General features: G+C 44.8%; 33 protein-coding genes and 1 pseudogene. 14 read left to right on the top strand and 20 right to left on the bottom strand.

The features are described 5' to 3' along the window. Positions 1-60: 60 nt before the first annotated feature. The 3 genes from myaer_RS04905 to myaer_RS04895 form a co-directional block, all read right to left on the bottom strand. A complete protein-coding gene (locus myaer_RS04905; protein ID WP_046661202.1) occupies positions 61-546 on the bottom strand; it encodes a GNAT family N-acetyltransferase in 486 nt (161 codons plus the stop codon). Positions 547-568: 22 nt separating this feature from the next. After that, positions 569-877, bottom strand: a complete 309-nt coding sequence (locus myaer_RS04900; protein ID WP_046661200.1) for a membrane protein — start codon at positions 875-877, stop codon at positions 569-571. A 119-nt stretch (positions 878-996) separates the two neighbouring features. Continuing rightward, positions 997-1,890 carry a methylenetetrahydrofolate reductase gene (locus myaer_RS04895; protein ID WP_046661198.1) on the bottom strand — a complete coding sequence of 298 codons (894 nt, stop codon included), beginning with the start codon at positions 1,888-1,890 and terminating at the stop codon, positions 997-999. 225 nt (positions 1,891-2,115) lie between these two features. On the opposite strand from myaer_RS04895, the gene myaer_RS04890 reads away from it, so the two are divergent. The 3 genes from myaer_RS04890 (at position 2,116) to myaer_RS04885 (ending at position 3,765) form a co-directional block, all read left to right on the top strand. After that, positions 2,116-2,841 (top strand): GDSL-type esterase/lipase family protein, encoded by a 726-nt coding sequence (locus myaer_RS04890; protein WP_046661197.1) that lies wholly within the window; start codon positions 2,116-2,118, stop codon positions 2,839-2,841. Next, positions 2,841-2,996 carry a hypothetical protein gene (locus tag myaer_RS21425; RefSeq protein ID WP_162496088.1) on the top strand — a complete coding sequence of 52 codons (156 nt, stop codon included), beginning with the start codon at positions 2,841-2,843 and terminating at the stop codon, positions 2,994-2,996. The genes myaer_RS04890 and myaer_RS21425 overlap by 1 nt, the downstream gene beginning before the upstream one ends. A 118-nt stretch (positions 2,997-3,114) precedes the next feature. Next, a complete protein-coding gene (locus tag myaer_RS04885; RefSeq protein ID WP_046661195.1) occupies positions 3,115-3,765 on the top strand; it encodes a TIGR04282 family arsenosugar biosynthesis glycosyltransferase in 651 nt (216 codons plus the stop codon). On the opposite strand, the gene myaer_RS04880 is transcribed toward myaer_RS04885, so the two are convergent. The 3 genes from myaer_RS04880 to speD all read right to left on the bottom strand — a co-directional run bounded on the left by myaer_RS04880 (position 3,727) and on the right by speD (position 5,090). Beyond that, a complete protein-coding gene (locus myaer_RS04880; protein WP_002781245.1) occupies positions 3,727-4,239 on the bottom strand; it encodes a L,D-transpeptidase in 513 nt (170 codons plus the stop codon). The genes myaer_RS04885 and myaer_RS04880 overlap by 39 nt on opposite strands. 78 nt (positions 4,240-4,317) lie before the next feature. Further along, on the bottom strand, positions 4,318-4,623 hold the full coding sequence (locus tag myaer_RS04875) for a DUF6464 family protein (protein ID WP_046661193.1): 306 nt from the start codon (positions 4,621-4,623) through the stop codon (positions 4,318-4,320). Between the two features lie 59 nt (positions 4,624-4,682). After that, positions 4,683-5,090, bottom strand: coding sequence for an adenosylmethionine decarboxylase (gene speD / locus myaer_RS04870; RefSeq protein ID WP_002781248.1), 408 nt, complete (start codon positions 5,088-5,090; stop codon positions 4,683-4,685). 290 nt (positions 5,091-5,380) lie between these two features. On the opposite strand from speD, the gene myaer_RS04865 reads away from it, so the two are divergent. After that, positions 5,381-5,725, top strand: a complete 345-nt coding sequence (locus myaer_RS04865; protein WP_046661192.1) for a HigA family addiction module antitoxin — start codon at positions 5,381-5,383, stop codon at positions 5,723-5,725. Here the strand turns inward: myaer_RS04865 and myaer_RS04860 are convergent. Together myaer_RS04860 and myaer_RS04855 are read right to left on the bottom strand one after the other, a co-directional pair. Further along, entirely contained in the window at positions 5,700-6,353 is a 654-nt protein-coding gene (locus myaer_RS04860; protein ID WP_046661191.1) for a DUF4335 domain-containing protein, read from the bottom strand. The genes myaer_RS04865 and myaer_RS04860 overlap by 26 nt on opposite strands. Before the next feature lie 2 nt (positions 6,354-6,355). Beyond that, on the bottom strand, positions 6,356-6,982 hold the full coding sequence (locus myaer_RS04855; RefSeq protein WP_046661190.1) for a DUF3038 domain-containing protein: 627 nt from the start codon (positions 6,980-6,982) through the stop codon (positions 6,356-6,358). Between the two features lie 98 nt (positions 6,983-7,080). Here myaer_RS04855 and myaer_RS04850 point away from each other — a divergent pair, with 98 nt between their 5' ends. The 5 genes from myaer_RS04850 to myaer_RS21525 all read left to right on the top strand — a co-directional run bounded on the left by myaer_RS04850 (position 7,081) and on the right by myaer_RS21525 (position 10,068). Beyond that, positions 7,081-7,599: an adenine phosphoribosyltransferase gene (locus myaer_RS04850; RefSeq protein ID WP_002737799.1), complete on the top strand. Its 519-nt coding sequence runs from the start codon at positions 7,081-7,083 to the stop codon at positions 7,597-7,599. Between the two features lie 10 nt (positions 7,600-7,609). Next, positions 7,610-8,671, top strand: coding sequence for an ABC transporter permease (locus myaer_RS04845; RefSeq protein ID WP_046661189.1), 1,062 nt, complete (start codon positions 7,610-7,612; stop codon positions 8,669-8,671). A 67-nt stretch (positions 8,672-8,738) separates the two neighbouring features. After that, positions 8,739-9,047: a hypothetical protein gene (locus tag myaer_RS04840; RefSeq protein WP_046661187.1), complete on the top strand. Its 309-nt coding sequence runs from the start codon at positions 8,739-8,741 to the stop codon at positions 9,045-9,047. Between the two features lie 3 nt (positions 9,048-9,050). Beyond that, on the top strand, positions 9,051-9,929 hold the full coding sequence (locus tag myaer_RS04835) for an SDR family oxidoreductase (RefSeq protein WP_046661185.1): 879 nt from the start codon (positions 9,051-9,053) through the stop codon (positions 9,927-9,929). Continuing rightward, positions 9,916-10,068, top strand: coding sequence for a hypothetical protein (locus myaer_RS21525; RefSeq protein ID WP_002759543.1), 153 nt, complete (start codon positions 9,916-9,918; stop codon positions 10,066-10,068). Before myaer_RS04835 ends, myaer_RS21525 begins: the two co-directional genes overlap by 14 nt. Positions 10,069-10,080: 12 nt before the next feature. On the opposite strand, the gene myaer_RS04830 is transcribed toward myaer_RS21525, so the two are convergent. The 3 genes from myaer_RS04830 to myaer_RS04820 form a co-directional block, all read right to left on the bottom strand. Further along, positions 10,081-10,575, bottom strand: a complete 495-nt coding sequence (locus myaer_RS04830; protein WP_046661183.1) for an ureidoglycolate lyase — start codon at positions 10,573-10,575, stop codon at positions 10,081-10,083. A 5-nt stretch (positions 10,576-10,580) separates the two neighbouring features. Then, positions 10,581-12,038: an efflux RND transporter periplasmic adaptor subunit gene (locus myaer_RS04825; RefSeq protein WP_046661182.1), complete on the bottom strand. Its 1,458-nt coding sequence runs from the start codon at positions 12,036-12,038 to the stop codon at positions 10,581-10,583. A 112-nt stretch (positions 12,039-12,150) separates the two neighbouring features. After that, positions 12,151-12,753 carry a GUN4 domain-containing protein gene (locus myaer_RS04820; RefSeq protein ID WP_046661181.1) on the bottom strand — a complete coding sequence of 201 codons (603 nt, stop codon included), beginning with the start codon at positions 12,751-12,753 and terminating at the stop codon, positions 12,151-12,153. Between the two features lie 83 nt (positions 12,754-12,836). Between myaer_RS04820 and myaer_RS04815 the strand changes: the two genes are divergently transcribed. Beyond that, positions 12,837-13,817, top strand: coding sequence for an aspartate carbamoyltransferase catalytic subunit (locus myaer_RS04815; RefSeq protein ID WP_046661180.1), 981 nt, complete (start codon positions 12,837-12,839; stop codon positions 13,815-13,817). Between the two features lie 23 nt (positions 13,818-13,840). Here myaer_RS04815 and myaer_RS04810 read toward each other — a convergent pair whose 3' ends face one another. From myaer_RS04810 to myaer_RS04800, 3 genes are all read right to left on the bottom strand, one after another. Further along, positions 13,841-14,122 (bottom strand): hypothetical protein, encoded by a 282-nt coding sequence (locus tag myaer_RS04810; protein WP_046661179.1) that lies wholly within the window; start codon positions 14,120-14,122, stop codon positions 13,841-13,843. Positions 14,123-14,504: 382 nt separating this feature from the next. Then, the gene (ureE, locus tag myaer_RS04805; RefSeq protein WP_046661178.1) at positions 14,505-14,981 is read right to left on the bottom strand and encodes an urease accessory protein UreE; all 477 of its coding nucleotides are present in this window, start codon (positions 14,979-14,981) and stop codon (positions 14,505-14,507) included. Between the two features lie 77 nt (positions 14,982-15,058). Next, complete coding sequence (locus myaer_RS04800; protein WP_046661177.1) at positions 15,059-15,544, bottom strand: DUF4168 domain-containing protein; 486 nt, start codon at positions 15,542-15,544, stop codon at positions 15,059-15,061. A 546-nt stretch (positions 15,545-16,090) separates the two neighbouring features. Here myaer_RS04800 and myaer_RS04795 point away from each other — a divergent pair. Together myaer_RS04795 and cobD are read left to right on the top strand one after the other, a co-directional pair. After that, entirely contained in the window at positions 16,091-16,375 is a 285-nt protein-coding gene (locus tag myaer_RS04795; protein ID WP_002759570.1) for an HU family DNA-binding protein, read from the top strand. A gap of 31 nt (positions 16,376-16,406) precedes the next feature. Then, a complete protein-coding gene (gene cobD, locus myaer_RS04790) occupies positions 16,407-17,471 on the top strand; it encodes a threonine-phosphate decarboxylase CobD (protein ID WP_046661176.1) in 1,065 nt (354 codons plus the stop codon). Positions 17,472-17,533: 62 nt separating this feature from the next. On the opposite strand, the gene psbC is transcribed toward cobD, so the two are convergent. The 4 genes from psbC to myaer_RS04770 form a co-directional block, all read right to left on the bottom strand. Continuing rightward, positions 17,534-18,916 carry a photosystem II reaction center protein CP43 gene (gene psbC / locus myaer_RS04785; protein WP_002790427.1) on the bottom strand — a complete coding sequence of 461 codons (1,383 nt, stop codon included), beginning with the start codon at positions 18,914-18,916 and terminating at the stop codon, positions 17,534-17,536. Beyond that, a complete protein-coding gene (gene psbD, locus myaer_RS04780; protein ID WP_002737445.1) occupies positions 18,900-19,955 on the bottom strand; it encodes a photosystem II D2 protein (photosystem q(a) protein) in 1,056 nt (351 codons plus the stop codon). Before psbD ends, psbC begins: the two co-directional genes overlap by 17 nt. A gap of 325 nt (positions 19,956-20,280) precedes the next feature. Continuing rightward, positions 20,281-21,042: a lipoate--protein ligase family protein gene (locus myaer_RS04775; protein WP_046661174.1), complete on the bottom strand. Its 762-nt coding sequence runs from the start codon at positions 21,040-21,042 to the stop codon at positions 20,281-20,283. Then, positions 21,005-21,481, bottom strand: a complete 477-nt coding sequence (locus myaer_RS04770; protein ID WP_046661173.1) for a YbjN domain-containing protein — start codon at positions 21,479-21,481, stop codon at positions 21,005-21,007. The genes myaer_RS04775 and myaer_RS04770 overlap by 38 nt, the downstream gene beginning before the upstream one ends. Before the next feature lie 211 nt (positions 21,482-21,692). On the opposite strand from myaer_RS04770, the gene myaer_RS04765 reads away from it, so the two are divergent. Next, a complete protein-coding gene (locus myaer_RS04765; protein WP_046661172.1) occupies positions 21,693-22,325 on the top strand; it encodes a TetR/AcrR family transcriptional regulator in 633 nt (210 codons plus the stop codon). On the opposite strand, the pseudogene myaer_RS04760 reads toward myaer_RS04765, so the two are convergent. Both myaer_RS04760 and myaer_RS04755 read right to left on the bottom strand, forming a co-directional pair. Beyond that, a pseudogene (locus tag myaer_RS04760) lies at positions 22,326-22,544 on the bottom strand (DUF433 domain-containing protein). It lies immediately after the preceding gene. 91 nt (positions 22,545-22,635) lie between these two features. Next, complete coding sequence (locus myaer_RS04755) at positions 22,636-23,331, bottom strand: response regulator transcription factor (protein WP_046661171.1); 696 nt, start codon at positions 23,329-23,331, stop codon at positions 22,636-22,638. Positions 23,332-23,506: 175 nt separating this feature from the next. Between myaer_RS04755 and myaer_RS04750 the strand changes: the two genes are divergently transcribed. Further along, positions 23,507-24,523, top strand: coding sequence for an Npun_R2821/Npun_R2822 family protein (locus tag myaer_RS04750; RefSeq protein ID WP_046661170.1), 1,017 nt, complete (start codon positions 23,507-23,509; stop codon positions 24,521-24,523). Positions 24,524-24,535: the final 12 nt, after the last annotated feature.

Genomic DNA, 24,535 nt, shown 5'->3' with positions numbered 1-24,535 from the left:
TATAGTATAGCAAGGAGTCTCGATCGATCACAAAGTTCTAGGATCGAGAAAGAGGCTGAATTATTGATCGATATTACCCAATTCGGTTAAAGCAGTCCCGGTGAGGCGACAAATTTGCCACTCGTTTAAGACCCTAGCTCCCATTTTTTCATAAAAATCGATCGCCGGTTGATTCCAATCTAAGACACTCCATTCTAAACGTCCTGCATCCCTAGCGACGGCAATTTTAGCCACAGCCATTAGTAAAGCTTTCCCGATACCTTGACCGCGATAATCGGGTAAAACGAAGATATCTTCCAGATAAATCCCCGGTTTAGTGAGAAAGGTGGAATAGTTAGCAAAAAATAGAGCAAAACCGACTATTCTACCCCCTACTTCCGCCACCAATGCTTCGATGTAGGGTTTTTCCCCGAATAAATGCTCCCCTAAAGCTTGGCTATTTCCCGTGACTAAATGGCTAAGTTTTTCATAGGCCGCTAAGGCAGCAATTAGGTCAAAAATAGCCTTGACATCGGTAGCAACGGCGGCACGGATGGAATAATTCATGATTGCTGGTCAAATCTTGATTTTAATGCTGATGATGTTTATGGGGAGATTCAGCCGGGGGAGAATTAAGATTGGAAAAATGGCCGTTATTTAATCCCATGCCAACGCTGCCAATACTGAAAAGTCCCATGGACACAAAACCGGTTGCAATTGTCCCCATGGCCACGGTTCCAATGGAAACTACTCCCATAGGAACAATACCGATGGAAATAACGCCCATGGGAACAATACCAATAGAAATTATACCGGTGGGGGCAATACCGATCGACAACCATTTTCGCCCAGAATTACCACAACTATTCTCTTTTTCTTGACCTAGATTGGAATCCATGCTTTTAATCCCGAAGATGCTTTCAGCCTTCCCATCCTAGGTTAGGGGTAGAATTCTTGTCAAAAGACCGCTAGTCAAAATGAAAGTTAATTTTTTCTAAAAACTATTGACTTTTAATCTCAGTTATGTATTGGCGGGATACCAGCCACATCGAGAATTTTCGGGACTAAATCCTCTCGTTTAATCGCCATGATGTGGACCCCTTGACATAACTGCTGGGCCAATTTTATTTGTTCGGCGGCGATTTTGATGCCTTCTTCGAGGGGATGGGCTGCATCGGCGAGTCTTTGAATAATCTGGTCAGGAATTTGTACCCCCGGCACATTTTTATTTAAAAATACGGCATTTTTAGCTGATTTTAACAGAAAAATCCCGGCTAGAATCGGTTTATCGGCCAGCGAGGCCACCTGCTGCATGAACTTATCAAGACAATCGAAATCCGTAACTAATTGACTTTGAAAAAACTGCGCTCCTGCTTCGATTTTACGCTCAAAACGGCTTTGAAGACCAGACCAACTTTTTGACTGCACATCGACGGCAGCCCCGGCAAAAAGTTCTAGGGGTCCATCGGGTAAAGATTTATCGTTAAAGTCAAAACCTTTATTTAATTTATCGATTAATTTTAACAAACGTACCGATTCTAGGTCAAAAACTGCTCTAGCTTGGGGGTGATCTCCTGCTTTGACGGGATCTCCAGTTAAAGCTAGTATATTTCTCAATCCCAAAGCATGAGCGCCCATGAGATCTGCTTGTAATCCGATCACATTGCGATCGCGACAGGCCATTTGACAGATGGGTTCAATGTCGTGTTGATGGAGAATAGCGGAGGCAGCCAGAGAGGACATTCGCACTACGGCGCGACTGCCATCGGTAATATTAGCCGCATGAACGCGATTTTTTAGCCAGAGGGCCATTTCTAGCATATGACTGGCATTACCACCCTTTGGGGGAGTAATCTCGGCTGTAATCAAAAATTCTCGGTCTTGAACCGCACGTCGTAAACGAGTAGTCATCAATTTATCTAGGTTTTAACCATAAATTTTATAGCAGATTTAGCCCGGAAATGGCTCTTAGGCAAGCAATGATCATCGGGCTGCTTTATACTGGTCAGTGCTGGTGCTTGGCTGATATCAGATGACTTCACTGGCAGGAAAAATTTTCTAATGTAGTATAATACACGGACAGTTTAACCAAATTCGTTTACAAGTGTAAAGGACAACCGATTCGATCGAGCGATCATGCAAACTCTTCCTCCTCCTACTAAAGACAAAGCCTTAATCATGACCCATCCCCTCAAAATCGTCGCTTTAGGAGATAGCCTTGTTTATGGCTATGGCGACCCCGTGGGTGGCGGTTGGGCCGAACGCTTACGTCGTTTGTGGATGGAAAGTGCCGGTCATGCCCTGTATAATTTGGGGATTCGCGGCGATCGAGTGGTACAAGTGTCCGAACGTTTAGAACAAGAATTTCGTCTCAGGGGGGAAATTCGCAATCGTCTTCCTGACCTGATTCTTCTCTCCGTCGGTGTTAATGATACAGCCCGTTTAGGCCGGCCGGATGGTCGCACCTATACCGATCACGATCTTTTTCAAACTCAAATCGAACATTTACTCACCCGGGCCCGTTCTCTTTGCCCGGTTTTGTTTATAGGTATGATTCCCGTGGATGAGCGGAAAATGCCCTTTTTAGATTGTTTTTACTTCAACCATCGCGATCAGTATAGTTTTAAGGAAACCACCAAACAAGCTTGTCTAGATCAAAATATTCCCTATCTCGATTTATTTGATCTCTGGATGAACCGGGGTGATCTGTGGTGTCAAGAAAGATTAATGGAAGATGGACTTCATCCCAATGTCCAGGGCTATCAATCAATTTTAGAGGATATTTTAAACTGGTCGCCCCTCACCTCCTTTGTCGGTGTGGATGGTTTTATTCAACCGTTCACAGGAATTGTAGAAAAGTGATGTCCTCTGTTATCAGTGGTTCTAGCGGCGCTACGGAAACCGTAAGAGACAGTAAAGAAACTGGTCAAACTAATCCTATTAAAAGATTAAATAATCATCTTCGACAAAGAGTTTTTAGAGCGTCGGGGTCAGTGACCGTCTATATTGTAATTTGACATCCTCACCGCCGGGGCCAGACGGTGATTACCGGCAGAACGCCTGTTTTATTGGGTTTGCTGCCTCCTATTAACAGTAGGCTAAAACTAATAATTAATATCATCGTCGCAATCACTCGTGGACTGGAGACAACAACTGATTATTTTTACCCGTTACCCAGAATTGGGGAAAGTAAAAACCCGTATGATTCCAGCTTTGGCAGCCAAGGGAGCCGAAGAATTACACCGCAAACTGGCCGAATATACCCTCAGTAAATTAGCGGGTTTGAGGAGTTTTCTCTCCCTGATCATTTACTATCATGGCGGCAGCGAGGAAAAAATGCGTACTTGGTTAGGTGTGCATTATTCCTATCATTCTCAACGGGGAAAAGACTTAGGAGAAAAGATGCAAAATGCTTTTGCCGATGGTTTTGCTCAAGGGATGACAGCGATCGCTATGATTGGCACAGATTGCCCAGAAATCGGGGAAAAAGAGATTTTAGCAGCCTTTGAAGCCCTAAAAACCCACGATATGGTTTTAGGGCCGGCGTTAGATGGGGGATACTACCTAATTGCTTTAAAACAGGTCTTTCCAGAGCTTTTTGACGGTATTCCTTGGGGGACGGGGGAAGTCTTGGCCAAAACTCAGACAATCGCCGCTAAACTGGCTTTAAAAACCGCCTATCTGCCTAAATTAGCCGATATTGACCGCCCGGAAGACCTGCTCATCTTAAAAAAATACCTGCCGGAATTAAGGTTGAACGATGACGGGGGTTCCCATGCGGACTAAATCAAACAACACTTTCACATCCCGATTCCGCATCCGCACACAACCATGGGAAGCGGCGCTACCGAGGGAATTTTCCGCGGGGGTGCCATGAAAACCGATGGAATTTTTGCCGTCACTCCAAAAACCGATCCATCTTTCCCCTAGGGGACTATTGGGACCGGGAGCGCTGACTTTTCCCGTCCAGGGACTTTTCCAGACGGGATTGCGAACTAATTCCCGCACCTCAAATTTACCTGTGGGGGTTTCCCAGCCTTTTTTGCCGACGGCGACGGTAAATTGTGCTAAAACTTTACTATCTTGATAAACGTAAACTTTTCTCTCTTTCAGTTTTAGGACTAGATGGGTAGCGAGAGTTTGATTGGCCGCCGTATTCGGGGTGACAGTGCTGATTTGGTTAGCTTGGGCCGGATATAGGGGTAAACAAGTTAATCCTAATCCGATGATTAAGAGGGTCAAATTTCGTTTGAACGCCATTATTCCCACACTCCTCAATTGCGATAGCGATAATTTTTAAGGATAGCAAATAGGGAACTGTTTGGAAGCTCAAGCCGCTTACACTGTGCCGGTTTTAGCTTCGTACTGCCGACAACCTTCACAGGGACCTGTGGGATTAACCGCACAACGCAAATGGGGGGAATAGGCATTAAAACGACAACTAAGATCACCGATCAAGGCCGGTTTATTTTCTGTCCCTAGAGGGATTGACAAAAAATCACTGGCCATCACCTGGCTGTATTCGTGACGATAGCGAATCCCCCTCAAACGGTTGCTTAATCTCTGTTGGGATCGGTTAATCAACCAGAGACTAACGAGAGAGGGAAAGAGGGCGAGGATAAAAACAAAGGTTATCCTGATCACGATTTCAGTTTAGGCGATTGCCAGTGCTGCTAACTTATTATTGAGGCCGGCCCTAAAAATTAGGCCATAACCAGGGAAGACTTAAGGGGTTCTTCCTTTTTGCTTTCATAAACTGCCGCAGGACCGGGGAATCCTCTGGTTAGTTCCCGCACTTTAATCTCACCTGCTTGCAGGGATTTGGTCAAAATTTCCATGGCAACCACGGGTTTACCGGCACCACAGAAGAATAAATCGGCGGCGAAATAGCCGTGTTCAGGCCAGGTGTGGATCGCGATATGAGATTCAGCTAAAGTCGCCGTCGCGGTAACTCCGTGGGGACTGAACTGGTGGACACACAAATCGATCAGCGTTGCTTCTCCTGCCGTAATTCCATCGAGGATAGCGCGACGAATGCGCTCGGGATCGTTGAGGAGGTCAGCAGGTACTTGCCAAGCATCGACAATCAAATGGGTTCCCAGTTTGGTCATTTTTTTTTCAATACTCCCTATCGAAAAACCTTCACAGATTTACCAATATAACACAATTTTTCTAACTTGTGAAAAAAAAATCAGGTTTTTCTCGGGTACTTTCTCTAAAAAACTGAGACAGTGTAGGGTGTGGGGTGTGGGGTGTGGGGTGTAGGGTGTAGGGTGTGGGGTGTAGGGTGTGGGGTGTAGGGTGTGGGGTGTGGGGTGAAGGCTTACGTCTGCTTGACAATAGTATTGTTAGGCGTTAGGATTCGAGCGTGGTGGACTACCACTAAAATTAGCTAAATGCAATGAACAGCGACCATTTGCCCAATATCCACCCCGGTGAAATCCTCAAGTTAGATTTTCTGGAACCGCTCAATATTACCCCCTACAGACTGAGCAAAGATTTAAGCGTAGCTCAAACTCGTATCGGTGAGATTTTAGCGGGTAAGCGTAGTATCACTGCGGATACAGCTTTGCGTCTGTCACGATATTTCGGTAACAGTCCTCAGTTTTGGCTGAATCTTCAAACAGACTACGATCTCCGTCAAGCTCAGGCAAAGAATGCCGAAATTTATAACCACATTCCTATTACTCCCTTTGCAGATGTGGCCGAGGGTCCTAATTTTATCTGGGAGGGGGGACAGGATTAGTGGGGACGGTAGGACTGGGAGAAGCGGCGGGAATGGGGGGATTTTCGGGTTTACGGACTTGGGGGACGGGTAACAGATAGAAAAGTAGGGCGCAAGCGACAAGACTGCCTAATCCCGCCAAAAAAGGTACTGTTCGACTGGCCGCCGATTCATTCACCTTATGGTAGCGACGGGAAACTGGCTGTAATTTCAGGGTTAGGTCAGGTAAAGTGCGAGTATCGGCAAAAAATTGGTCAATCGCTTCTATTAAATCGAATAACTGCACGGTACTGATTTCTATCTTGACCGGACTTTCTGGGATGTTCAAGTCCGTTGATGGATACCAGACCAGACGATGGAGATTCTGGTCAATCTTTTCTAGGTACACATGATCTGGTTCATGGACGGGGTCTTGGGGATGACGAACACCACTTAAAAATTCTTGGGCATACTGACTGACCGCTTGTACCAAATTTTCCAAGAAAACCCGACCACCTTGCGGGACTTTATTGGCCCCGATTAACCGACATTCTACGTTAGTCAAAATTGAGAGTAAAGGTCGGCTATCACCGGGGTTAGCCGGGGCAAAATCATCGCCGAAACCATCGAGAATCAGGGTACAATTGGGCAGGCTATACTGTCTTCTCATTTTTACACTATCTCCCCATCAAATAAACTAATCCAAAACCGCTGCATTCCCGTCGTACCAGTACAAAATAATAACCGATCGAGGAGGGATAAAGCCAGTTCATTTAAAGCATTTTCATCGGCAAGATAAACCGATACTTTGGCCCGACGGGGGTTCATGCGACTGCGAAAATTGGAGCGAAATCTTTCTAGGTATTCTGATAAAAGAAAATTATTATCCACGGGTAAACCCTTTGATTCCATCTGTTGCCGCGCTAACAGTAATTGTCTGATGGATATAGCTAGAGGTTTGGCCCGATAACTGGCAATGATAACTAAAGCTTTTGCTTGGTCAAGGGTGAGACGGTCGAGGGTGTAGGAAATTCGCCACGGATTGGTACAGCGTAAGCGCCAGAAAATAATCCGGTTTTTGACAATTTTATCGAGTCCTAGTTCTTTACAGAGGGCTAACAGGGCCTCCCCGGCACCGACTTCTAAGGATTCCAACGCTAACAGCATTAAATCGATATGCTGTTGGAGATGTAGGGCGCATTGCTGACTGGCAATCGGAAAATCGGGTAAAACGCTTAAAATAAACGGTTTTTCTGGGGCTGATGTTGTAGATTCGGGCGTTAGGCTAGTAGGGGTCATGATATAGGAGAACTAAAACACAAGGGCGATCGAGTCAGGGTATTGTAAATTGTATTGTATAGATAGCTGTCCCCCATTTTACGAGACACGGAAACCGAATGGATCTGAAATCATTGATTCGCGATATTCCCGACTTTCCCAAACCGGGTATTGTCTTCCGCGATATTACTACCCTACTCAATCATCCCCAAGGATTACGTTACACGATCGATACCCTAACGGCAAAGTGTCGCGATTACGGTTTATCCCCCGATTACATTGTCGGTATGGAATCCAGGGGTTTTCTCTTTGGTGTTCCTTTAGCATACCAATTAGAAGCGGGATTTATTCCTGTCCGGAAACCGGGCAAATTACCCGCCGCCGTTCATAGTATCGAGTATGATTTGGAATACGGAAGCGATAGCCTGGAAATTCATCAGGACGCGGTGGCATCCCATCACAAAGTCTTAATTGTCGATGATTTAATCGCGACGGGAGGGACGGCGAAAGCAACGGCCGATTTATTAGAAAAAATTGGTTGTGAGGTGTTAGGATTTGCTTTTATCATCGAGTTAATCGACCTCGGTGGTCGGGAAAAATTACCCGATTTACCGATTATTACCCTCATCGATTATTAGGTTTTTTTCTATGACGGCGACTGATGATAATTATAAGGCTGCAAACGCTCGATCGAGTGCTAATGGGTTACAATCTCTCCTAACTAGCGAAACTTTTTTATATATTGTCAAGCGTGTTCTCCAGGGTTTATTAACTCTGTTGTTGGCTTCGGCTTTGAGTTTTGCTATTATCCAATTAACCCCCGGCGGTTTTCTGGCTTTGCTTGACCTTAATCCCAAGATTAGTCAGGAAACTAAAGAACAATATATTGCCCTTTTTGGTTTAAAAGACCCGGCGATTGTCCAGTATGTTAAATGGTTGTGGCAAGTGGTAACTCAGTTTAATTTTGGTCTGAGTTTTACCTATTTTCGTCCCGTGTCTTCCCTATTATTAGAGAGAATTCCAGCGACGTTATTAATGTCTTTGACTTCCATCATTTTAACCTGGGCGATTGCGATTCCCTTGGGCATTCTCAGCGCCGTCAAACAAAACCAATTTATCGATAAATTTTTCCGAGTTATCAGTTATCTTGGTCAAGGTTTCCCCAGTTTTATCACTGCCCTTTTACTGCTAATTCTTGCCCAAAATGTTTCGCCGCTTTTACCGGTGGGTGATATGACCAGTATTAACTATTCGGAATATTCCCCTATCGGTAAAGTTTTAGATATCGCTTGGCACATGATTTTACCAACTATTGCCCTGACAGTTACCAGTTTTGCTGGATTACAAAGATTGATGCGGGGACAATTATTAGATGTTCTGCGACAGGATTATATTCAAACCGCCAGGGCGAAAGGTTTACCGGAAAATAAAGTTATCTATGTCCACGCTTTACGCAATGCTATTAATCCCCTGATAACTCTTTTGGGCTTTGAATTTTCTAGTTTGCTAAGTGGGGCATTTATCGCCGAATTTTTCTTTAACTGGCCCGGATTAGGTCGTTTAATTCTGCAAGCTGTGACGGCGAAAGATTTATATTTAGTTATGGGCAGTTTAATGATGGGGGCTACTATGTTGATTATCGGTAATCTCCTGGCTGATTTACTTCTCAAAGCTGTAGATCCTAGGATTAAATTGGAGGATTTAAAGTAGGGGAAATGGCGTTGGGTTTCATGCTTCAACCCAACCTACGTTCTTTTCACTTTTTACTTAACCAACTATGTTAGCAAATACACATTATTTACTCAGGTCAAAACAAGACGGACAATACCTAGTGGCGCGTCTGAGAAAAGGTGAAAGCGAAACTCCGGCCAGTTATCTGCTTCTGTTTAAAGAATCCTACGATGCTTTAAGTTATATCAATACCCATGCTCAGGATTTAGCCAATAATTTTTCTGTGGAAACTCTCTCAGGAACACAATTAAAGGGACTGATGCAGCGATGGGGATTTGCAGGAATTGGTTTAGTTAGTGAACCTTTGGAACCACAAGTGCAGTTTTTAGCCTACGAAAAAGGATTTAATCTCTAAACTATGAAAACGCTGTTAATCACTGGAGTTAGTGGGTTTTTAGGTTGGCATATTTACCAAAAAACGCGCTCATCTTGGGCAAGTTTTGGTACATATTTTAATCACAATGTCAATAGTAATGACCCGAATTTAATTAAAGTTAACTTAACAGACTTAGCCGCAGTTAAAGAAATTTTTCAACGGATTAAACCCGACGCAGTAATTCATGGGGCTGCCCAATCAAAACCGAATCTCTGTCAAGAATTTCCCCAAGCATCCGAGGCAATTAATCTGACAGCTTCTCTAGAAATTGCCCGTTTATGTAGTCAATATCAAATACCCCTAGTTTTTACCTCTACCGATTTAGTTTTTGATGGTAAAAATGCCCCCTATTCCGAAAATGATCCTGTTTCTCCCGTCAGTATCTATGGTGAGCAAAAAGTAGCGGCAGAAAAGGGTATTTTAGCAATATATCCTCGGGCGGCTATTTGTCGAATGCCTTTGATGTTTGGTTCCCCTTCTCCCAGCGCTAATAGTTTTCTGCAACCCTTTTTAAAAACCCTGCAAGAGGGAAAAGAACTATCTCTATTTACTGATGAATATCGCACAGCTGTTGGGGTTAATAGTGCGGTGAATGGTTTACTTTTGGCATTAGAAAAAGCGCAAGGGATTATTCATCTGGGGGGTAAAGAAAGAGTTTCTCGTTATCAATTTGGTTTACTAATGGCGGCAGTTTTTAACATTCCCAGAGAACAAATAAAACCCTGTTTACAGTCCGATGTTCCCATGAGTGCGCCCCGTCCCCAGGATGTTTCTCTTGATAGTTCTCTTGCTTTTTCTTTGGGTTATCAACCATTAAGTATTAAAAGCGAATTAGAGGCAATTAGAGATGAAATTATCTGAACAAAAGCGGACTATATTAATTATCTTGCTCCTGTTTTTTACCGCTATTCTTATGGCCAATTATTTTGAGGTAGGAATGACAGGAGTGTTGGCTTTTTTTGTTGCCTATCTATCTAAAGGATTGCGAAAAGTTAAGTAAAAAAATATTTTTTCAATCAACAATCTCAAATTCTATTGACTGCTCTTGGGCAAAATTATAGGTAAAATGATCGACAATATTAGTATCGCTCAATTCAAGATTATAAAAATCGATCGCTGGTTGATCAAAAAGTGGGCCAGCGTGCCAAGTTCCCACCTCTAATTTAATAAAACAGTCCCCGGGGATGCGAAAAACCTTTAATTTTTCTAAATCCGGTTGAGGATGAGGACTAGGGGGGGCCACTCCTAAAAACCACTCTTGTCCCCCCAAAGAACCAAGACATTGGGTACATTGACTATGACGAGTAATTCGCTTAAATTTACGTCCGCGAGTCTGTAAACGCATAATATAAAAGCGTGGCACACCATTTTTTAAATGCAGTTGTGCATCGCTTTCATCAAACAGTTTCCCGTCATGGCTAGGGGTTATTAATTGACCGTAGGGACGGAAACTCTCGGCGGTAATTAGTTGCGCTGACAGGGGACGAACGGTAATCGAATTACTCATAAAAATTACTGCTGACTAACAGTTATAGCTGTACCATCTCGGAGAGAAAGAATATTATTAATAGCAATTCTTTCCCCGGCATTTACTCCAGAAATAACCTGATAAGCTTGCCCTTGAATTGTGCCGACTTGAATTGGTTTTTGTCTGACCACTAAACGCTCCTCGGCATTTTCTTGACCTTCTTTAGCCTTTTCTTTTTCGGCCACAAAAACAAAATTTTGCGCCCCGATGCTAGTCACTGCCGTGGTGGGAACTAATACCCCTGGTTTTTGATCCCAAATTACCCGCGCCCGCACATATTGGTTATTGCGAAGACTGCCATCATTAGTAAAGGAAAATTTGACTAAAACCGATTGGGTAGCTTGGGAAACGGTGGGGGAAATAAAAGTTACTTGACCGCGAACCCCCGGGCTGCCATCGGGATTAATAATTTCCACAGGCAAACCGACGCGCAGACGCGGTTGTAATTCCACGGGAATCTGCACATTTAGTTCCAAAGTTTTATTATTAGTCAACGAGGTTAATTCTTCACCCAGGGAGATAATATCGCCGACTTTTCTTTGATTAAAATCGCCGACAAAACCATCAATCGGGGCGGTAATGGTGTTAAAAACTAAATTCTGACGCGTCGCCCCTAATTGCCCCTCGGCGCTGGCTACCGCCGCTTGACGACTGTTCACTGTTGCCGCCGCCGCCGCCACCTGTTGCCGTGAGGCTAATTCGTTTTGAATGGCGATATTTAATGCTTCTTTGTTTGCCTGTAGGGTAGCTCTAGCCGCCGTCACCTGTTGACGGGCCGCATCACGATTTTTAGACCGGGCCTCTACTTCCGCCCTGGCGGCCTGAATGTCGCGGCGGCGATCATCTAAGTCCTGTTGGGGCTGTGCGCCTTGTTTAACCAGAAATTCGGCTCTTGTTAGGTTTTTTTCCGCTAAATCTAAATTAGCTCTCGCTCTCTGTAAATCGGCTTCGGCGGCGCTCAAGGTGGCGATCTGACTTTTCACATTAGCTTCGGCATTAGCCACATTAGCCCGATTCTGGGCAATTTGGGCTTTATTTGCCCTCGCTTGCGCTTGTCTTTGCCTTAAATCTGCTTCAGACCCGTTGAGGTTCGCTTTGGCCGAATTTACCTGGCCGATACTGGCGTTTACCTGTTGCTGTTGTTGTTCGGGATCCAATTCGGCGATTTTTTGTCCCTGAGTTACCTGATCGCCAGATTTAACGAAAATAGACCGAATTCGACCGGTAATCTGAGGGGAGACGCTAACACGCTCTTGGGCGATCAAAGTACCCACAAATTCGCTACTTTGCACTAATTTGTCGGTGCCGAGGGTTTGCAGTTTGACGGGAACAGCCGCCGGTCCAGTGGCCTGGGGGGTTTGGGTGGCGCAACCGGTGATAATTAGGGAAACGGCGATCGACGAACCGATCGCTCTCGATACGTTAACGGATCGTTTAATCATTGTTAAATTTACGCGTTTTTAGCGGCAAAAGTGCTAGTAAATCGGAAAAGGAAGAGGAAGATGAGGAGAGAAGCTTTTCCTTAAATTTTATTCTACAGAATTGATCGCGTGATCACTGTTTGCTTTGCCCTAAGCTAACAATATTACAGGTGACTAATCTTTGGGCGAGGGTGGAGTATTCTAGGCGACCACCGGCGATCTGATATTCGTCCCGGGGCGCCGGCAGATGACCGACGGGAGCATTGAGGGTATAGTTAAGATTTTCTTTAAAAATAATCCAATCACCACCTTTACGCCAACCGATACGATCGCCAAAAGTTTGAAAATTTTCGATCGCCACTAAGCGCCCTGGTCGATTACCTGTCTCGATAAAAATGCGAAATTGGGTACTGAAACTAAAACGACCCCCGGAAGCTTCTTTCCAGAGTTGGTCCATCTTTTGCAGATCCCAACAGGCCAATTTTTGCAGGTCTTCCATGGTAAACCAGCCCTGTAATTCCCGTCCGGTCGCTTTCAGCATTAAATTACGGGTTTCATCGTTAGCTTGCCGCCAATTTTGTTGAGCGAGGAAATTTTGCAGGCGAGTGTAATTAATGCCCGTGGTCGGTGATACCATTTCCCCAGAGGTGGTAGTCTGGGCAACGATCGCTGGCAAGGGATTAAGAAATAAAGCGAGCGCAAGGGTGATCTGACAGAAGGAAAAATTAATTCTCATAAACCCTATTTATTAACCTGATGCAAAGAAATCCTACAATAGCATAGACGAAATTTGCCGTTTTTACCGCCTCCTTAACTCCTATGGCTTTCACTTGGACCCGACACCACATTTTGGGATTGCAAGACTGGCAACCGGAAGAATACCAAACCCTGCTACAAACGGCCTCTAGTTTTCGTGAAGTTCTTTCCCGACGCACCAAGAAAGTGCCGGCCCTACAGGGACAAGTGGTGACGAATCTTTTTTTTGAACCTTCCACCCGCACCCGTAGTAGTTTTGAACTAGCGGCGAAACGTCTTTCGGCCGATGTTCTTAATTTTGCCCCGGGTAGTTCCAGTTTGACTAAGGGGGAAACGATTCTCGATACCGCTTTAACCTATGTGGCCATGGGTACGGATATTTTTGTCATCCGACATCAACAGTCGGGGGTTCCCGATTTAATTGCCGCAGAAATGGATCGTTTGCAGTCGGGGGTCAGTATTCTTAATGCTGGGGACGGTCAACACGAACACCCCTCTCAGGGACTTTTAGACCTGTTTACGATCTGTTGTCTGTTAGACGAGGAAAATCCCCGTTTAGAACTGTTAGAGGGCAAAAAAATCGCTATTGTTGGGGATATACTCCATTCTCGCGTCGCTCGTTCCAATATCTGGAGTTTAACCACGGCTGGGGCGGAAGTACATTTGTCCGCACCCCCCACCCTACTACCGAAATATTTTGGAGAATTGTGCGATCGCCTATTTCTCCACTGGGATTTAGAACCAGCTTTAGAAAAGGCCGATTTTGTGATGACCCTGCGACTGCAAAAAGAACGCATGACTGCCAATCTTTTGCCCAGTTTACGCGAATATCATCAAAGTTTTGGCATTACTCGTCCTCGTTTGCAATCCTGTCAACCGGGGGTGAAGGTACTTCATCCGGGTCCTGTGAATCGGGGAGTGGAAATTAGTTCCGATTTAATGGACGATCCCGATTTTAGTCTGATTTCCCAACAAGTTACCAGTGGTGTCGCTGTCAGAATGGCTTTGTTATACCTGATCGGTAATCTTCGCAGCGACCAGTAAAAGCTTCTCAGGGATTTGAGCGTTTAGTCTGGTTTCATTGAAACAATCCTCAAGTTTTTATCAAGGTAAATATCATACTTTCTTCCTCCCTCACACACAGCATCTTCTGCTTCAAACTGGTTAGTCTCAACATCAAATTTCATCGCTTTAGGATTCCTACAACCCTGTTTTAGCAAAGCATCAGTCAACCGTGATTTTTCTTCCGGGGTCAAGGCTCGATAATCACTACTATTAACTTGACCTGCATAGATTGACATTCCCATAATACTAAGGGATAGTAAGCTTATGATCGATTTGGTCTTCATTTTTTCAACTTCCTGAATACAATAAAAACATCATTCTAAGAGTTTTAATCCCTAAGTTTTCGGTAATTATTTCTGGACGATTACCAGTCAACTTTATCTTAGGGAAAGCATACCTGGATTACAATAAGTATAAATACTCAAGCTATCCCCAAGGCTTTTCTAGGAACTTTGACCCACACCGAATTCCGTTCTTTAAACCTCTTGCATAATTAATTTTTCATGGTTCAAAAACGGCAAAAATAAGAATTAAATGGCATAGAATCTGTAAATAGACCATTTAATTGATTAATGCTCATTTTTAATTCTCCTGACTACTGACTACTGGCTACTGACTCCTAACCCTAACAACGATTTTTGATTTCTGCAAGAGGTCTTTTTTAAACTATCCCTTTTTTCCCTCTTCCAGGTCATGATAATGCTGATAAGCGCCGATTTCGGGGTTAAAAGGGGCGATTTCTTCATTTACAGCTAATCCCAAACCTTCTAACATTGCTTGTAGGACAGAATCGGGGGCCAGACGGAGATAATCGGGATTAATTTCTAGGGCTACATGACGATTACCGAGGTGATAGGCAGCTTTGAGGAGTAAATCGGTTGAAGGGGCAGTAATAGTGATAACTGGTTCTGGTTTAGCAATTATTTGAATAATTTCGCCGTTTTCTCCCCGCAGGAAATCGCGGTCCTGTAGAATTGTGCCGCGGGGTAAACGAAAACAGAGGGAAAAACCTTCGGGACTGTCGAGACGATAACGGCTGCGGGTACGTTCTTCGGCCGTAAGTAGGAGGCTAAAAAGTACCGTTTCTGGGGGAGGTAGACTAGCGGTATGACGGGGTGGTAAGCGCTCGGTAAAAGTTAACATGGTAGTGGTCAATGGGAAAAAACATTCTTAATTGTAGCCCTGACTCCAGCTTGACCCGAAAAACTGAGGAACTTTTTCTATTTATTCTCCCGTTGCAGACGAATCATCTCATTTTGCACCCGTCGTCTCAAGTTATCATCGGTACGAATCCGGTTAGTAATAGCGTTAAACTGAGCGGCAGTCAGACCACTATCTTTGACAATCTTTTTTGAGTTATTACAATAATCTACGGCAATTCTTTGGGCATTAGCTGGAAGATTATTAAAGCTTTCCCGTTGGTTACAGGTGATTGCTGGAGGACTTTTCCCTAAAATTCGCGAAATTGCCTGATAAGCTTGTTTTCTTTGGGTTTCGATCAACAAAACTGCGGTCGCATAACGTTTAATTTGGTCAGCCGTAAAATCTTGAGTATAAGCGGAGGACTGGAAACTAACCACCTCCGTCGTCCAAGAAAATTCGGGAATCAGACCGCCAAGAATGGCGATTACTGCCAAAAAAGTCACAATAAAAGAACGTCTTAAGCTTTGACCTAGATCGGCTAGGGGATAGCAGTAAATCACCATGCGAGTTTGTCGCTGAATAGATAATGATAGCAAACTTTCCAGTTAAATCCTGCTTTTTTGAATATTTTTAACGATCATAAGTTCCAATTCTAGCGAATATCTCCTTAGCCCGAACCTTAATTTTTGGGCAGAAATTGCTTTGGTAAACTTTTTTAACGTTTCTAGGGGCAAAATTAGTCAAAAATCTTTGAGAGAACCGATGAACGATTTTTGGGAAGTTAGGATACCTATCGCTTTTAGAGAATATTTATCGGCAATTTAGCCAACTAATCTCTTTTTATTAGCTTATATCGCTGTTAATCTCTCGCTTATTCCCTTTTGTCACTCGCCTTGGCGGGGAATCGGGAGGAAATCTAGATAAATTAAAGGTTTCAGCGATTCCGATCGAGACAATTCCCGCTTAGAATAATGCAGTGGAATATATAGCCAATGGGGATTTGAGGCATTATTTATTGTTCTCGATCCTGGCGAGTCCTCAACAGGAGAACCATAAACTACTGACAACCACCCTAAACTCAGAAAAACCGCAAAAAAAGGAGTTAGCGCATGAATAAAGGTGAATTAATCGATCAAATCGCTCTCAAAGCCTCTGTCACCAAAAAACAAGCAGATGCTGTTCTCACTGCCGCCATCGAAACTATTATCGAAGCGGTTTCTGAGGGGGACAAAGTAACCCTAGTAGGATTCGGTTCCTTCGAGGCCCGGGAACGTCAGGCCAGGGAAGGACGCAACCCGAAAACCGGCGATAAGATGGAGATTCCGGCCACTCGCGTCCCGGCTTTCTCGGCCGGTAAACTGTTTAAAGACAGAGTAGCCCCGGATAAGGAATAATTACTGTTGAGTTTCGTTCGCTGTAAGTCTTTTGCCTAGACCTAAACATGGTGGTAATCTTGACTGGGCGGCCGCCATTGCCGGCTGTCCGGTTTCCTCTATTCTCGATTTTTCTGCCAGTATCAACCCCCTCGGTCCGCCAGAAAGCGCCCTAACCGCTATTAAAAGCCATTTAACCAGTCTGACTCGTTATCCTGACCCCGCGTATTGGCAGTTGCGTTCTGCCCTCGGCCAATGGCACAATATCGGCCCAGATTGGATTCTCCCCGGCAATGGTGCGGCTGAGTTATTAACCTGGGCCGGTCGGGAATTGGCCTCATTTGATAGTGTTTATGTACTAACGCCCGCTTTTAACGATTACGAACGGGCCTTAAAAAGTTTTGGTGGGAAAATCTGCCAACATTCCCTAGATTTAACCACTTTAAAGCCGTTTAATCCCAAAAAACAAGGCTTATTACTCAATAATCCCCACAATCCCACGGGGAAACTCTGGACGGTGGCGGCCATTCGTCCCTATCTATCGCAATTTGGTTTGGTGGTAGTGGATGAAGCTTTTATGGATTTTTTACCCCCCCAACAACAGGAGAGTTTAATATCTCTGTTGCCGGAATATCCCAATCTCGTGATTTTGCGTTCCCTAACTAAATTTTACAGTCTCCCCGGTTTACGTCTAGGATACGTCCTCGCCCATCCCGATCGCCTGTTACAATGGCAAAGATGGCGCGATCCTTGGTCGGTGAATAATTTGGCTGTGGTTGCCGCTATTGCGGGAATTGAAGATAGGGATTTTCAACAACAAACTTGGGATTGGTTAACGGCAGCCCGTGAGGATTTATGGCAGGGATTAGCTAAATTTCCGCAATTACAGCCCCAAACCAGTGCCGCTAACTTCCTCTTAGTACAATCTCAATCTTCCTGTTTACCCCTACAGGAAGCTTTATTAAAATATCATCGAATTTTTATCCGCGATTGTCTCAGTTTCCCCGAATTGGGCAGCAATTATTTTCGGGTCGCTGTCCGTTTACCGGCAGAAAATCAACGATTATTATCGGCTTTAGAGAGTGTTTTAGCCGCGTCTGAGGATGTCAATGTCTGATATTAACCACAAAAAGGCTCCCGCCAACTAGACGGGAGCCGCTGCCATCGAACTAACCGAAATTAGTCGAGGTCAGGCATTGCCAATGCGGGTTCAGTCTCGCGGTCAATTCCTTTCTCGAAACCGGCGGCGGCGGCGCGAGCGCGTCCAGCGTGCCAGAGGTGTCCAATCAGGAAGAAGAAGGCGAGGGTGAAGTGAGAGGTAGCCAACCAAGCGCGAGGAGACACATAGTTAAACGAGTTAACGTCAGTGATAACCCCACCCACAGAGTTCAAGGAACCTAAAGGAGCGTGGGTCATGTATTCAGCCGCGCGGCGTACTTGCCAGGGTTGTACGTCATTTCTGATTTTGTCGAGGTCTAAACCGTTAGGACCGCGGAGGGGTTCTAACCAGGGACCGCGGAAATCCCAGAAACGCATGGTTTCACCACCGAAGATAATTTCGCCAGTGGGAGAGCGCATCAGGTATTTACCTAGACCGGTGGGGCCTTGGGCAGAAGCGACGTTAGCGCCTAAGCGTTGGTCACGCACCAAGAAGGTGAAAGCTTGAGCTTGGGAAGCTTCCATACCGGTCGGACCGTAGAATTCACTGGGATAGGCGGTGTTGTTAAACCAAACGTAAACGGCGGCGATAAAGCCCATCATGGAAAGAGCGCCCAAGCTGTAGGACAGATAGGCTTCTCCAGACCAGATGAAAGCGCGACGCGCCCAAGCAAAGGGTTTGGTGAGAATGTGCCAGATACCGCCACCGATACAGATTAAGCCAATCCAGATGTGACCGCCGATGATATCTTCCATGTTGTTGACGCTGATAATCCAGCCTTCGCCACCGAAAGGAGCTTTGGTCAGATAACCAAAGATAACTGCGGGGTTGAGGGTAGGATTAGTGATGACGCGGACATCACCGCCACCGGGGGCCCAGGTATCATAGACACCGCCAAAGAACATGGCTTTAAATACCAACAACAGCGCACCACAACCCAAGAGAATCAGGTGATAACCGATGATGTTGGTCATTTGGTTTTTGTCTTTCCAGTCGTAACCGAAGAAATTAGAGTATTCCTCTAGGGTTTCCGGTCCGCGGATAGCGTGGTAGATACCACCAAAACCGAGTACAGCCGAAGAAATTAAGTGCAGAACACCAGCGACGAAGTAGGGGAAGGTATCGACTACTTCACCACCCGGACCGACCCCAAAACCGAGGGTAGCTAAGTGGGGAAGCAGGATTAAACCCTGTTCGTACATCGGTTTTTCGGGGATAAAGTGGGCGGTTTCAAACAGGGTCATCGCCCCGGCCCAGAAAACGATTAAACCAGCGTGGGCGACGTGAGCGCCGAGCAGTTTACCGGAGAGGTTGATGAGACGAGCGTTACCAGACCACCAAGCGAAGCCGGTGGAACTTTGGTCACGACCACTAGCGGTAGGGATATTAGAGAGCGTTACCACGCGGGAGAACCTCCTCAGGGAAGATAAAGTTTTCGTGGGGTTGGTCTTGGGGAGCCATCCAAGCTCTCAGACCTTCGTTAAGCAGAATATTTTTAGTGTAGAAGGTTTCAAATTCCGGGTCTTCCGCCGCTCTCAATTCCTGAGAAACGAAGTCATAGGCCCGTAGATTAAGCGCTAATCCAACCACACCCACAGCACTCATCCATAAACCAGTCACGGGGACAAAGAGCATGAAGAAGTGTAACCAACGTTTGTTGGAGAAAGCGATGCCGAAGATTTGCGACCAGAAACGGTTCGCAGTCACCATGGAGTAGGTTTCTTCCGCTTGGGTGGGTTCAAAAGCTCGGAAAGTGTTGGAACCTTCACCGTCTTCAAACAGGGTATTTTCTACGGTCGCTCCGTGAATAGCACAGAGAAGCGCACCACCGAGGATACCGGCTACACCCATCATGTGGAAGGGGTTCAGGGTCCAGTTGTGGAAGCCTTGGAAGAAGAGAATAAAACGGAAGATACCAGCCACGCCGAAGCTAGGGGCAAAGAACCAGCTAGACTGACCGAGGGGGTACATCAGGAAGACACTGACGAACACCGCAATCGGACCGGAGAAGGCAAGGGCGTTGTAGGGACGAATGCCGACTAAACGGGCGATTTCAAACTGACGTAGCATGAAGCCAATCAAGCCGAAAGCACCGTGGAGAGCGACAAAGGGCCATAAACCGCCGATTTGACACCAACGGGTGAAGTTACCTTGGGCTTCCGGTCCCCAGAGAAAGAGGATGGAGTGACCGAAGGCATCGGCGGGGGTGGAGACGGCTACAGTCAGGAAGTTGCCGCCTTCCAAGTAGGAACTGGCTAACCCGTGGGTGTACCAGGAGGTGACGAAGGTGGTGCCGGTTAACCATCCACCTAGGGCCATGAAGGCGCAGGGGAAGAGTAGTAAACCAGACCAACCGATGAAGACGAAACGGTCTCTTTTGAGCCAGTCATCGAGAGCATCAAACAGCCCTCTTTCTGGGGCGCGTCCGACAGCAATGGTCATGGGTATTTTTCCTCTTGCTTAACTGAAATCACGGGCAAGATTTCTTAACTTTTTTGAGTCTGGGATTACTCCCATTGTCTTATAAGATGGGGCGATCGATTGACTGGATTAGCTTGACTAAACTGGCTGCGATCGCCTGTTAATCCTCACAAACTGTAAAAGATTAACGTTTCTTAAACTAGCACAAGCTAGACAATAATTTCGAGTTTGGTAAGATTTTGGTTCCTTGCGGCCTCTATCTACCTTTACTCATTATTAGCAAAAAATTACAAATCTATACAACTTGACTCATAATTGATTTTTTATACACACAAAAGTTTTTTTGTCAATGAGTATTTATATTCATTTTTTTAATTGATCGCCATTCCCAATCCTCGAGGGGTTGCTCTAGCAATTGACAATCAAAGCATTCCTCGGCGGCGGTTTTCAGGGTAGCGATAATTGTCTCTAGGGTCAAATCTGGGGCTAAATTGACCTTTTGAGGGGCATAACTGCCGAAAACTTGTTCAAACAGCGAATGATCTTGCTCTAGCACCATGGAACCATGTTGGAGAATCGAGGAACCCCGTTGCAGTTGGGCGCTACCAATAAATTTATTGCCCCAATTATCGACTAGATCCGCACCGGTAGCCGTACCGAAACAGTTAGCAGAATGGATATATCCCCGGCCGGCAGCACCGTAGGACAATTCTAGACCGAGATTTTGCCAGCCTGTGATTAAGAATTGACAGATTTGCTGGTAAACTTCCCTAACATTCCCCTTCATCCCCGAATTTACCACCATATAAGTCAAATCCCCCTGATGTAGTACGGCCCGTCCACCAGTAGGACGACGAATTAGGGAGATTTTTTGACCTTGCCAAGTCAAATTACGCCAAAAATCTGGATATTGTCCTTGATGATAGCCCAAGGAAATAGCTGGGGGCGACCATTGATAAAAACGCAGAGTCGGGGGATGATGACCACAACGGTGTTGTTCTAGTAACCAAGAATCGATCGCCATTTGTAGCTCTGCCGATGAGATAATTGGAGGGATATAACGCCAAATTTTAGCTGCCACCAAAGGATTCTCGTAACATTTCATCATTATTATCTGCTACCGTCGCCACGAGAGTAATTGCTCGCGAAATCTCCCCAGGAGACAAATCGGCCACAGTACGCTGAGAAATCACCACCACCTGATCATTCATAATGGCAAAATGAGATTCAAAGGTTTCGGCACAATTCATCGCTAATAACTTGCGGGTTAATCCCAATTCATCCTTAACAGGCAATGTCAGCACAGAAGACCACACCGTGAGAAAATCATCATCGCTTTCCCCAGTTAACTGCACAAACACCTCAACGCTACCATACTGAAACTTCCACAGATAACCTTTTTCTGTGTGTTGTACCATAGCAGTATCATGCTGCTGCAGAGTAGAAATAACTGTTTCAATCATTTCTTGGTGACTGCTTGTACTAGCCAGAAATTCATCGGTCATTGACTCTATTGCTTCTGAAGTCGCTAAACTTTCCGTCGTCATAAAAATTCCCTAAACTCGATCGATCACAATCTTATCCCAAGGGAAAAGAAAAAAAGACATTCGGGTTGGGGAAGTGGGGTTTAGTTGAATTTCCCCATTTCCCTCACCCCTCACCCCTCAACCCAATTACTCAAAATTTTATGAAGCATTTGAGTCAACACCTGACTTGATCGATGACAATGGCTCTATCCCCTTCTAGCTGTCAATGATCATGCAAAGTCTTTTTCGACGTTCCCTAAATGAGACCAATTCTGGGGAAGAAGATATCCGTAGTCGTATTCTACAGGCCGCTTTACGTTTATTTGCCGCCAAGGGTTATGAAGGAACCACGACCAAAGACCTAGCAGGAAAGGCAAATGTGGCAGAAGGAACTTTATTTCGTTATTTTCCCAACAAAAAGGCGATTTTAATCGAAGTGGCCACTAGGGGATGGGTGGATATTCTCACCGACTTGCTGACGGAATTGAGCGAAATGGGCAGTTATAAAGCGGTAGCGCAGGTAATGCGGCGTAGGGTGTTGAGAATGCGAGAAAATAGCGATTTATTGCGAGTTTGTTTTATAGAGGCGCAATTTCACCCCGAATTAAAAGAGCGAATTCAATCGGAGGTAATTGCTAAAATGACCGATGTGGCCGAGGCTTTTTTTCAAACAGCGATCGATCGTGGTATCTATCGTCCCATGAATCCGAAAATTGTGGCCCAGGTTTTTCTAGGAATGTTCGCAATTGCTGGTTTTTCCAGTGAAACTATTTTAGATAGCAATGCTTCCCCCTTCGCTTTACAAGAAATGGCCGAAGGTATTGCCGAAATTTTTCTGAATGGAGTGTTAGTTAAAGAAGTTTAATTATTGCCTATTTGCCATTACTTTCCCGACGGTTAACTTTAATCTTGTCCAACTACTGATGATTTCCGGGGGATACTTGAGACACAAAGGACACAAAGTTTTTTCGATATCATCGTAGTGGGCTAAAATGTCGGCAATAGTCATGCCAGAACTAAGTAATTCTAGGATAAATTCAACAGGATAACGCTATCCTCCAAGGCACGGTTTGCCGTGACATATATTTAAGTTGTTTTTCCATCGGTAATTGGGTTGCCTGCCATCGTCAGCTAATAAACTACTCCCGTCCGCTACTTTGTCCCTAGCTGCTATACTAAGTGGTTAAACCGTGTTTTAGGGCAAAACGTACCAATTCCGTGCGACTATTAGTACCAGTCTTGCTAAATAAGCGACTGACGTATTTTTCTACGTTTCTGACGCTGGTTTCTAGACGACTGGCAATTTCTTTATTCATCAATCCCTCCGCTACTAAATCTAAAACACTTTGTTCCCGGGGGGTCAGATCAATTTTAATTGGGGGGGGAGTAGTAGTAAAAGTGTTCTGTTGTCCCACCTGCTGTTTTAATTCCCGGATATCTCGGGCAATTTCTTCTAATTTAGCGTTTTCGCTGGTGGCTTGCAAGGATTGACGACGGCGCTCGATTAAAGACTTGATTAATGCTTCTAATTCTTCGGGATCGAAAGGCTTGGATAAATAAGCATCACAACCGGCATTATAACCCTGAATGCGATCGCTGGTCATCCCCCTAGCGGTGAGAAAAACCACGGGAATTGTCTGAAAACGGGCATCTTCGCGCAATTTCTTGAGAAACTGATAGCCATCCACCTGCGGCATCATAATGTCGGAGATGACTAATTCCGGAATTTCTTGATTGAGTAAATCCCAGGCTTCGTTAGCATTACTAGCAGTTCTTACCTCGAAGTCATCCCCGTACTGTAGATATGCTTGCACAGATTCACGAACCCCCGGTTCGTCATCCACTAACAAAACTTTCGCAGGTGTATCCATGAATTTCTCGCAGCGATCGAATATTGTCCGAATCCTATCTTAGCGGTTTTTTGCCCACTTTCTGGGGCAGTGTTAACGACGATAACCAGTGAGTATTTACCTAACAGGTTTGAGAACAGCTTGCAATATTTCAACATTTTCTGTATGATATCCGTGTTACTTAACCAAAAATGTCATGCTCTCAAAAGGAATATATACTTTAGCCAATGACACTGTTTATGACCAATTGGTTGCACTGCTTAACAGTATTGAAAAGAATATTGGTTCCGATATTCCTGTCTGTGTAATTCCCTATAATGATCGCCTAGAAAAGACTAAAAAAGAAATTGATTCTCGACCCCAAGTAACTCTTTTTAATAATTCTCAATCTCTCGCTAGATGGGATGGTTTTGTTAACGAGGTATGGGAGTATCATTCCCAAGCGTCAAAACCCTTAGAGCGTCCCGCTTGGTATAAGGGTTTTGTGCATCGTAAATTTGCGGCTTTTGACGGTGATTTTGATAGATTTGTCTTTTTTGATGCCGATAGTTTAGCAATGAAACCCTTAGATAAAATTTTTGAAAAGCTCGATGTTTATGATCTAGTTTTTGATGATTGGGAACACAACAAAAAAAGATTTTCGACAGAATTGGATTTGGAAGCGATCAAACAAGCGACTGGTTTATCAGAGGCTGATATTCGCCCTAAACTTCATTGTGACAGTTTTTTTGGTTCTAAATCTGGGCTTTTTTCCCCCGCAGAAATGGATGTACTCAAGGAAAGGTTAACCAAGAAAAAAGAGATTCAATGGGTGTATGATCGCTGTTGGTGGTCTAGTTCGGCACTGTTCAGTTATCTGACGTTCCACACTAACTATTCCATGTTTAACTTTACTCTAAGTCCTAATGGTCAAGACAGGACAGGGAACTGTGCAGATGCGGATCCCTTTGTGGAAATTGATGGCATTCTTTATAATCAAGAAGGACTCAAACCTATTCATAGGATTCACTATATGAATTATTCTTCAGCTGGATTTACTCGTTTATGTCAGGGGGAAGATATAGATATTCGTTATCGAGATACGTTTATACACTATCGTTTTCTCAAAAATCCTGAACAAAAACCCGATAATTTTCAGTCACCGAGTCCCTTAACTAAAGTAAATCGAAAACTAAATAAAATGATCAGTAAAGCGAAAAGATTTTTTTCCTGATCTATCTTAACC

It is taken from the genome of Microcystis aeruginosa NIES-2549 (assembly GCF_000981785.2).
In the GTDB taxonomy this organism is placed as follows: domain Bacteria; phylum Cyanobacteriota; class Cyanobacteriia; order Cyanobacteriales; family Microcystaceae; genus Microcystis; species Microcystis aeruginosa_C.
Note: the sequence above shows the minus strand (reverse complement) of the source record. Positions and strands in the feature narration are given on the sequence as shown.

Excerpts from the sequence above, each read along its gene's own strand:
- myaer_RS04750 (WP_046661170.1), top strand. The coding sequence starts at position 23,507 with ATGCTCTCAAAAGGAATATATACTTTAGCCAATGACACTGTTTATGAC.
- myaer_RS21525 (WP_002759543.1), top strand. The coding sequence starts at position 9,916 with ATGAAATTATCTGAACAAAAGCGGACTATATTAATTATCTTGCTCCTG.
- myaer_RS04795 (WP_002759570.1), top strand. The coding sequence starts at position 16,091 with ATGAATAAAGGTGAATTAATCGATCAAATCGCTCTCAAAGCCTCTGTC.
- myaer_RS04845 (WP_046661189.1), top strand. The coding sequence starts at position 7,610 with ATGACGGCGACTGATGATAATTATAAGGCTGCAAACGCTCGATCGAGT.
- myaer_RS04800 (WP_046661177.1), bottom strand. The coding sequence starts at position 15,544 with ATGGTGATTTACTGCTATCCCCTAGCCGATCTAGGTCAAAGCTTAAGA.
- myaer_RS04860 (WP_046661191.1), bottom strand. The coding sequence starts at position 6,353 with ATGAGAAGACAGTATAGCCTGCCCAATTGTACCCTGATTCTCGATGGT.
- myaer_RS04765 (WP_046661172.1), top strand. The coding sequence starts at position 21,693 with ATGCAAAGTCTTTTTCGACGTTCCCTAAATGAGACCAATTCTGGGGAA.
- ureE (WP_046661178.1), bottom strand. The coding sequence starts at position 14,981 with ATGTTAACTTTTACCGAGCGCTTACCACCCCGTCATACCGCTAGTCTA.
- myaer_RS04900 (WP_046661200.1), bottom strand. The coding sequence starts at position 877 with ATGGATTCCAATCTAGGTCAAGAAAAAGAGAATAGTTGTGGTAATTCT.
- myaer_RS04850 (WP_002737799.1), top strand. The coding sequence starts at position 7,081 with ATGGATCTGAAATCATTGATTCGCGATATTCCCGACTTTCCCAAACCG.
- myaer_RS04890 (WP_046661197.1), top strand. The coding sequence starts at position 2,116 with ATGCAAACTCTTCCTCCTCCTACTAAAGACAAAGCCTTAATCATGACC.
- myaer_RS04755 (WP_046661171.1), bottom strand. The coding sequence starts at position 23,331 with ATGGATACACCTGCGAAAGTTTTGTTAGTGGATGACGAACCGGGGGTT.
- myaer_RS04865 (WP_046661192.1), top strand. The coding sequence starts at position 5,381 with ATGAACAGCGACCATTTGCCCAATATCCACCCCGGTGAAATCCTCAAG.
- speD (WP_002781248.1), bottom strand. The coding sequence starts at position 5,090 with ATGACCAAACTGGGAACCCATTTGATTGTCGATGCTTGGCAAGTACCT.
- myaer_RS04810 (WP_046661179.1), bottom strand. The coding sequence starts at position 14,122 with ATGAAGACCAAATCGATCATAAGCTTACTATCCCTTAGTATTATGGGA.
- myaer_RS04905 (WP_046661202.1), bottom strand. The coding sequence starts at position 546 with ATGAATTATTCCATCCGTGCCGCCGTTGCTACCGATGTCAAGGCTATT.
- myaer_RS04825 (WP_046661182.1), bottom strand. The coding sequence starts at position 12,038 with ATGATTAAACGATCCGTTAACGTATCGAGAGCGATCGGTTCGTCGATC.
- myaer_RS04820 (WP_046661181.1), bottom strand. The coding sequence starts at position 12,753 with ATGAGAATTAATTTTTCCTTCTGTCAGATCACCCTTGCGCTCGCTTTA.
- myaer_RS04855 (WP_046661190.1), bottom strand. The coding sequence starts at position 6,982 with ATGACCCCTACTAGCCTAACGCCCGAATCTACAACATCAGCCCCAGAA.
- myaer_RS21425 (WP_162496088.1), top strand. The coding sequence starts at position 2,841 with ATGTCCTCTGTTATCAGTGGTTCTAGCGGCGCTACGGAAACCGTAAGA.
- myaer_RS04815 (WP_046661180.1), top strand. The coding sequence starts at position 12,837 with ATGGCTTTCACTTGGACCCGACACCACATTTTGGGATTGCAAGACTGG.
- myaer_RS04895 (WP_046661198.1), bottom strand. The coding sequence starts at position 1,890 with ATGACTACTCGTTTACGACGTGCGGTTCAAGACCGAGAATTTTTGATT.
- myaer_RS04840 (WP_046661187.1), top strand. The coding sequence starts at position 8,739 with ATGTTAGCAAATACACATTATTTACTCAGGTCAAAACAAGACGGACAA.
- psbD (WP_002737445.1), bottom strand. The coding sequence starts at position 19,955 with ATGACCATTGCTGTCGGACGCGCCCCAGAAAGAGGGCTGTTTGATGCT.
- myaer_RS04835 (WP_046661185.1), top strand. The coding sequence starts at position 9,051 with ATGAAAACGCTGTTAATCACTGGAGTTAGTGGGTTTTTAGGTTGGCAT.
- myaer_RS04775 (WP_046661174.1), bottom strand. The coding sequence starts at position 21,042 with ATGATGAAATGTTACGAGAATCCTTTGGTGGCAGCTAAAATTTGGCGT.
- myaer_RS04880 (WP_002781245.1), bottom strand. The coding sequence starts at position 4,239 with ATGGCGTTCAAACGAAATTTGACCCTCTTAATCATCGGATTAGGATTA.
- myaer_RS04770 (WP_046661173.1), bottom strand. The coding sequence starts at position 21,481 with ATGACGACGGAAAGTTTAGCGACTTCAGAAGCAATAGAGTCAATGACC.
- myaer_RS04830 (WP_046661183.1), bottom strand. The coding sequence starts at position 10,575 with ATGAGTAATTCGATTACCGTTCGTCCCCTGTCAGCGCAACTAATTACC.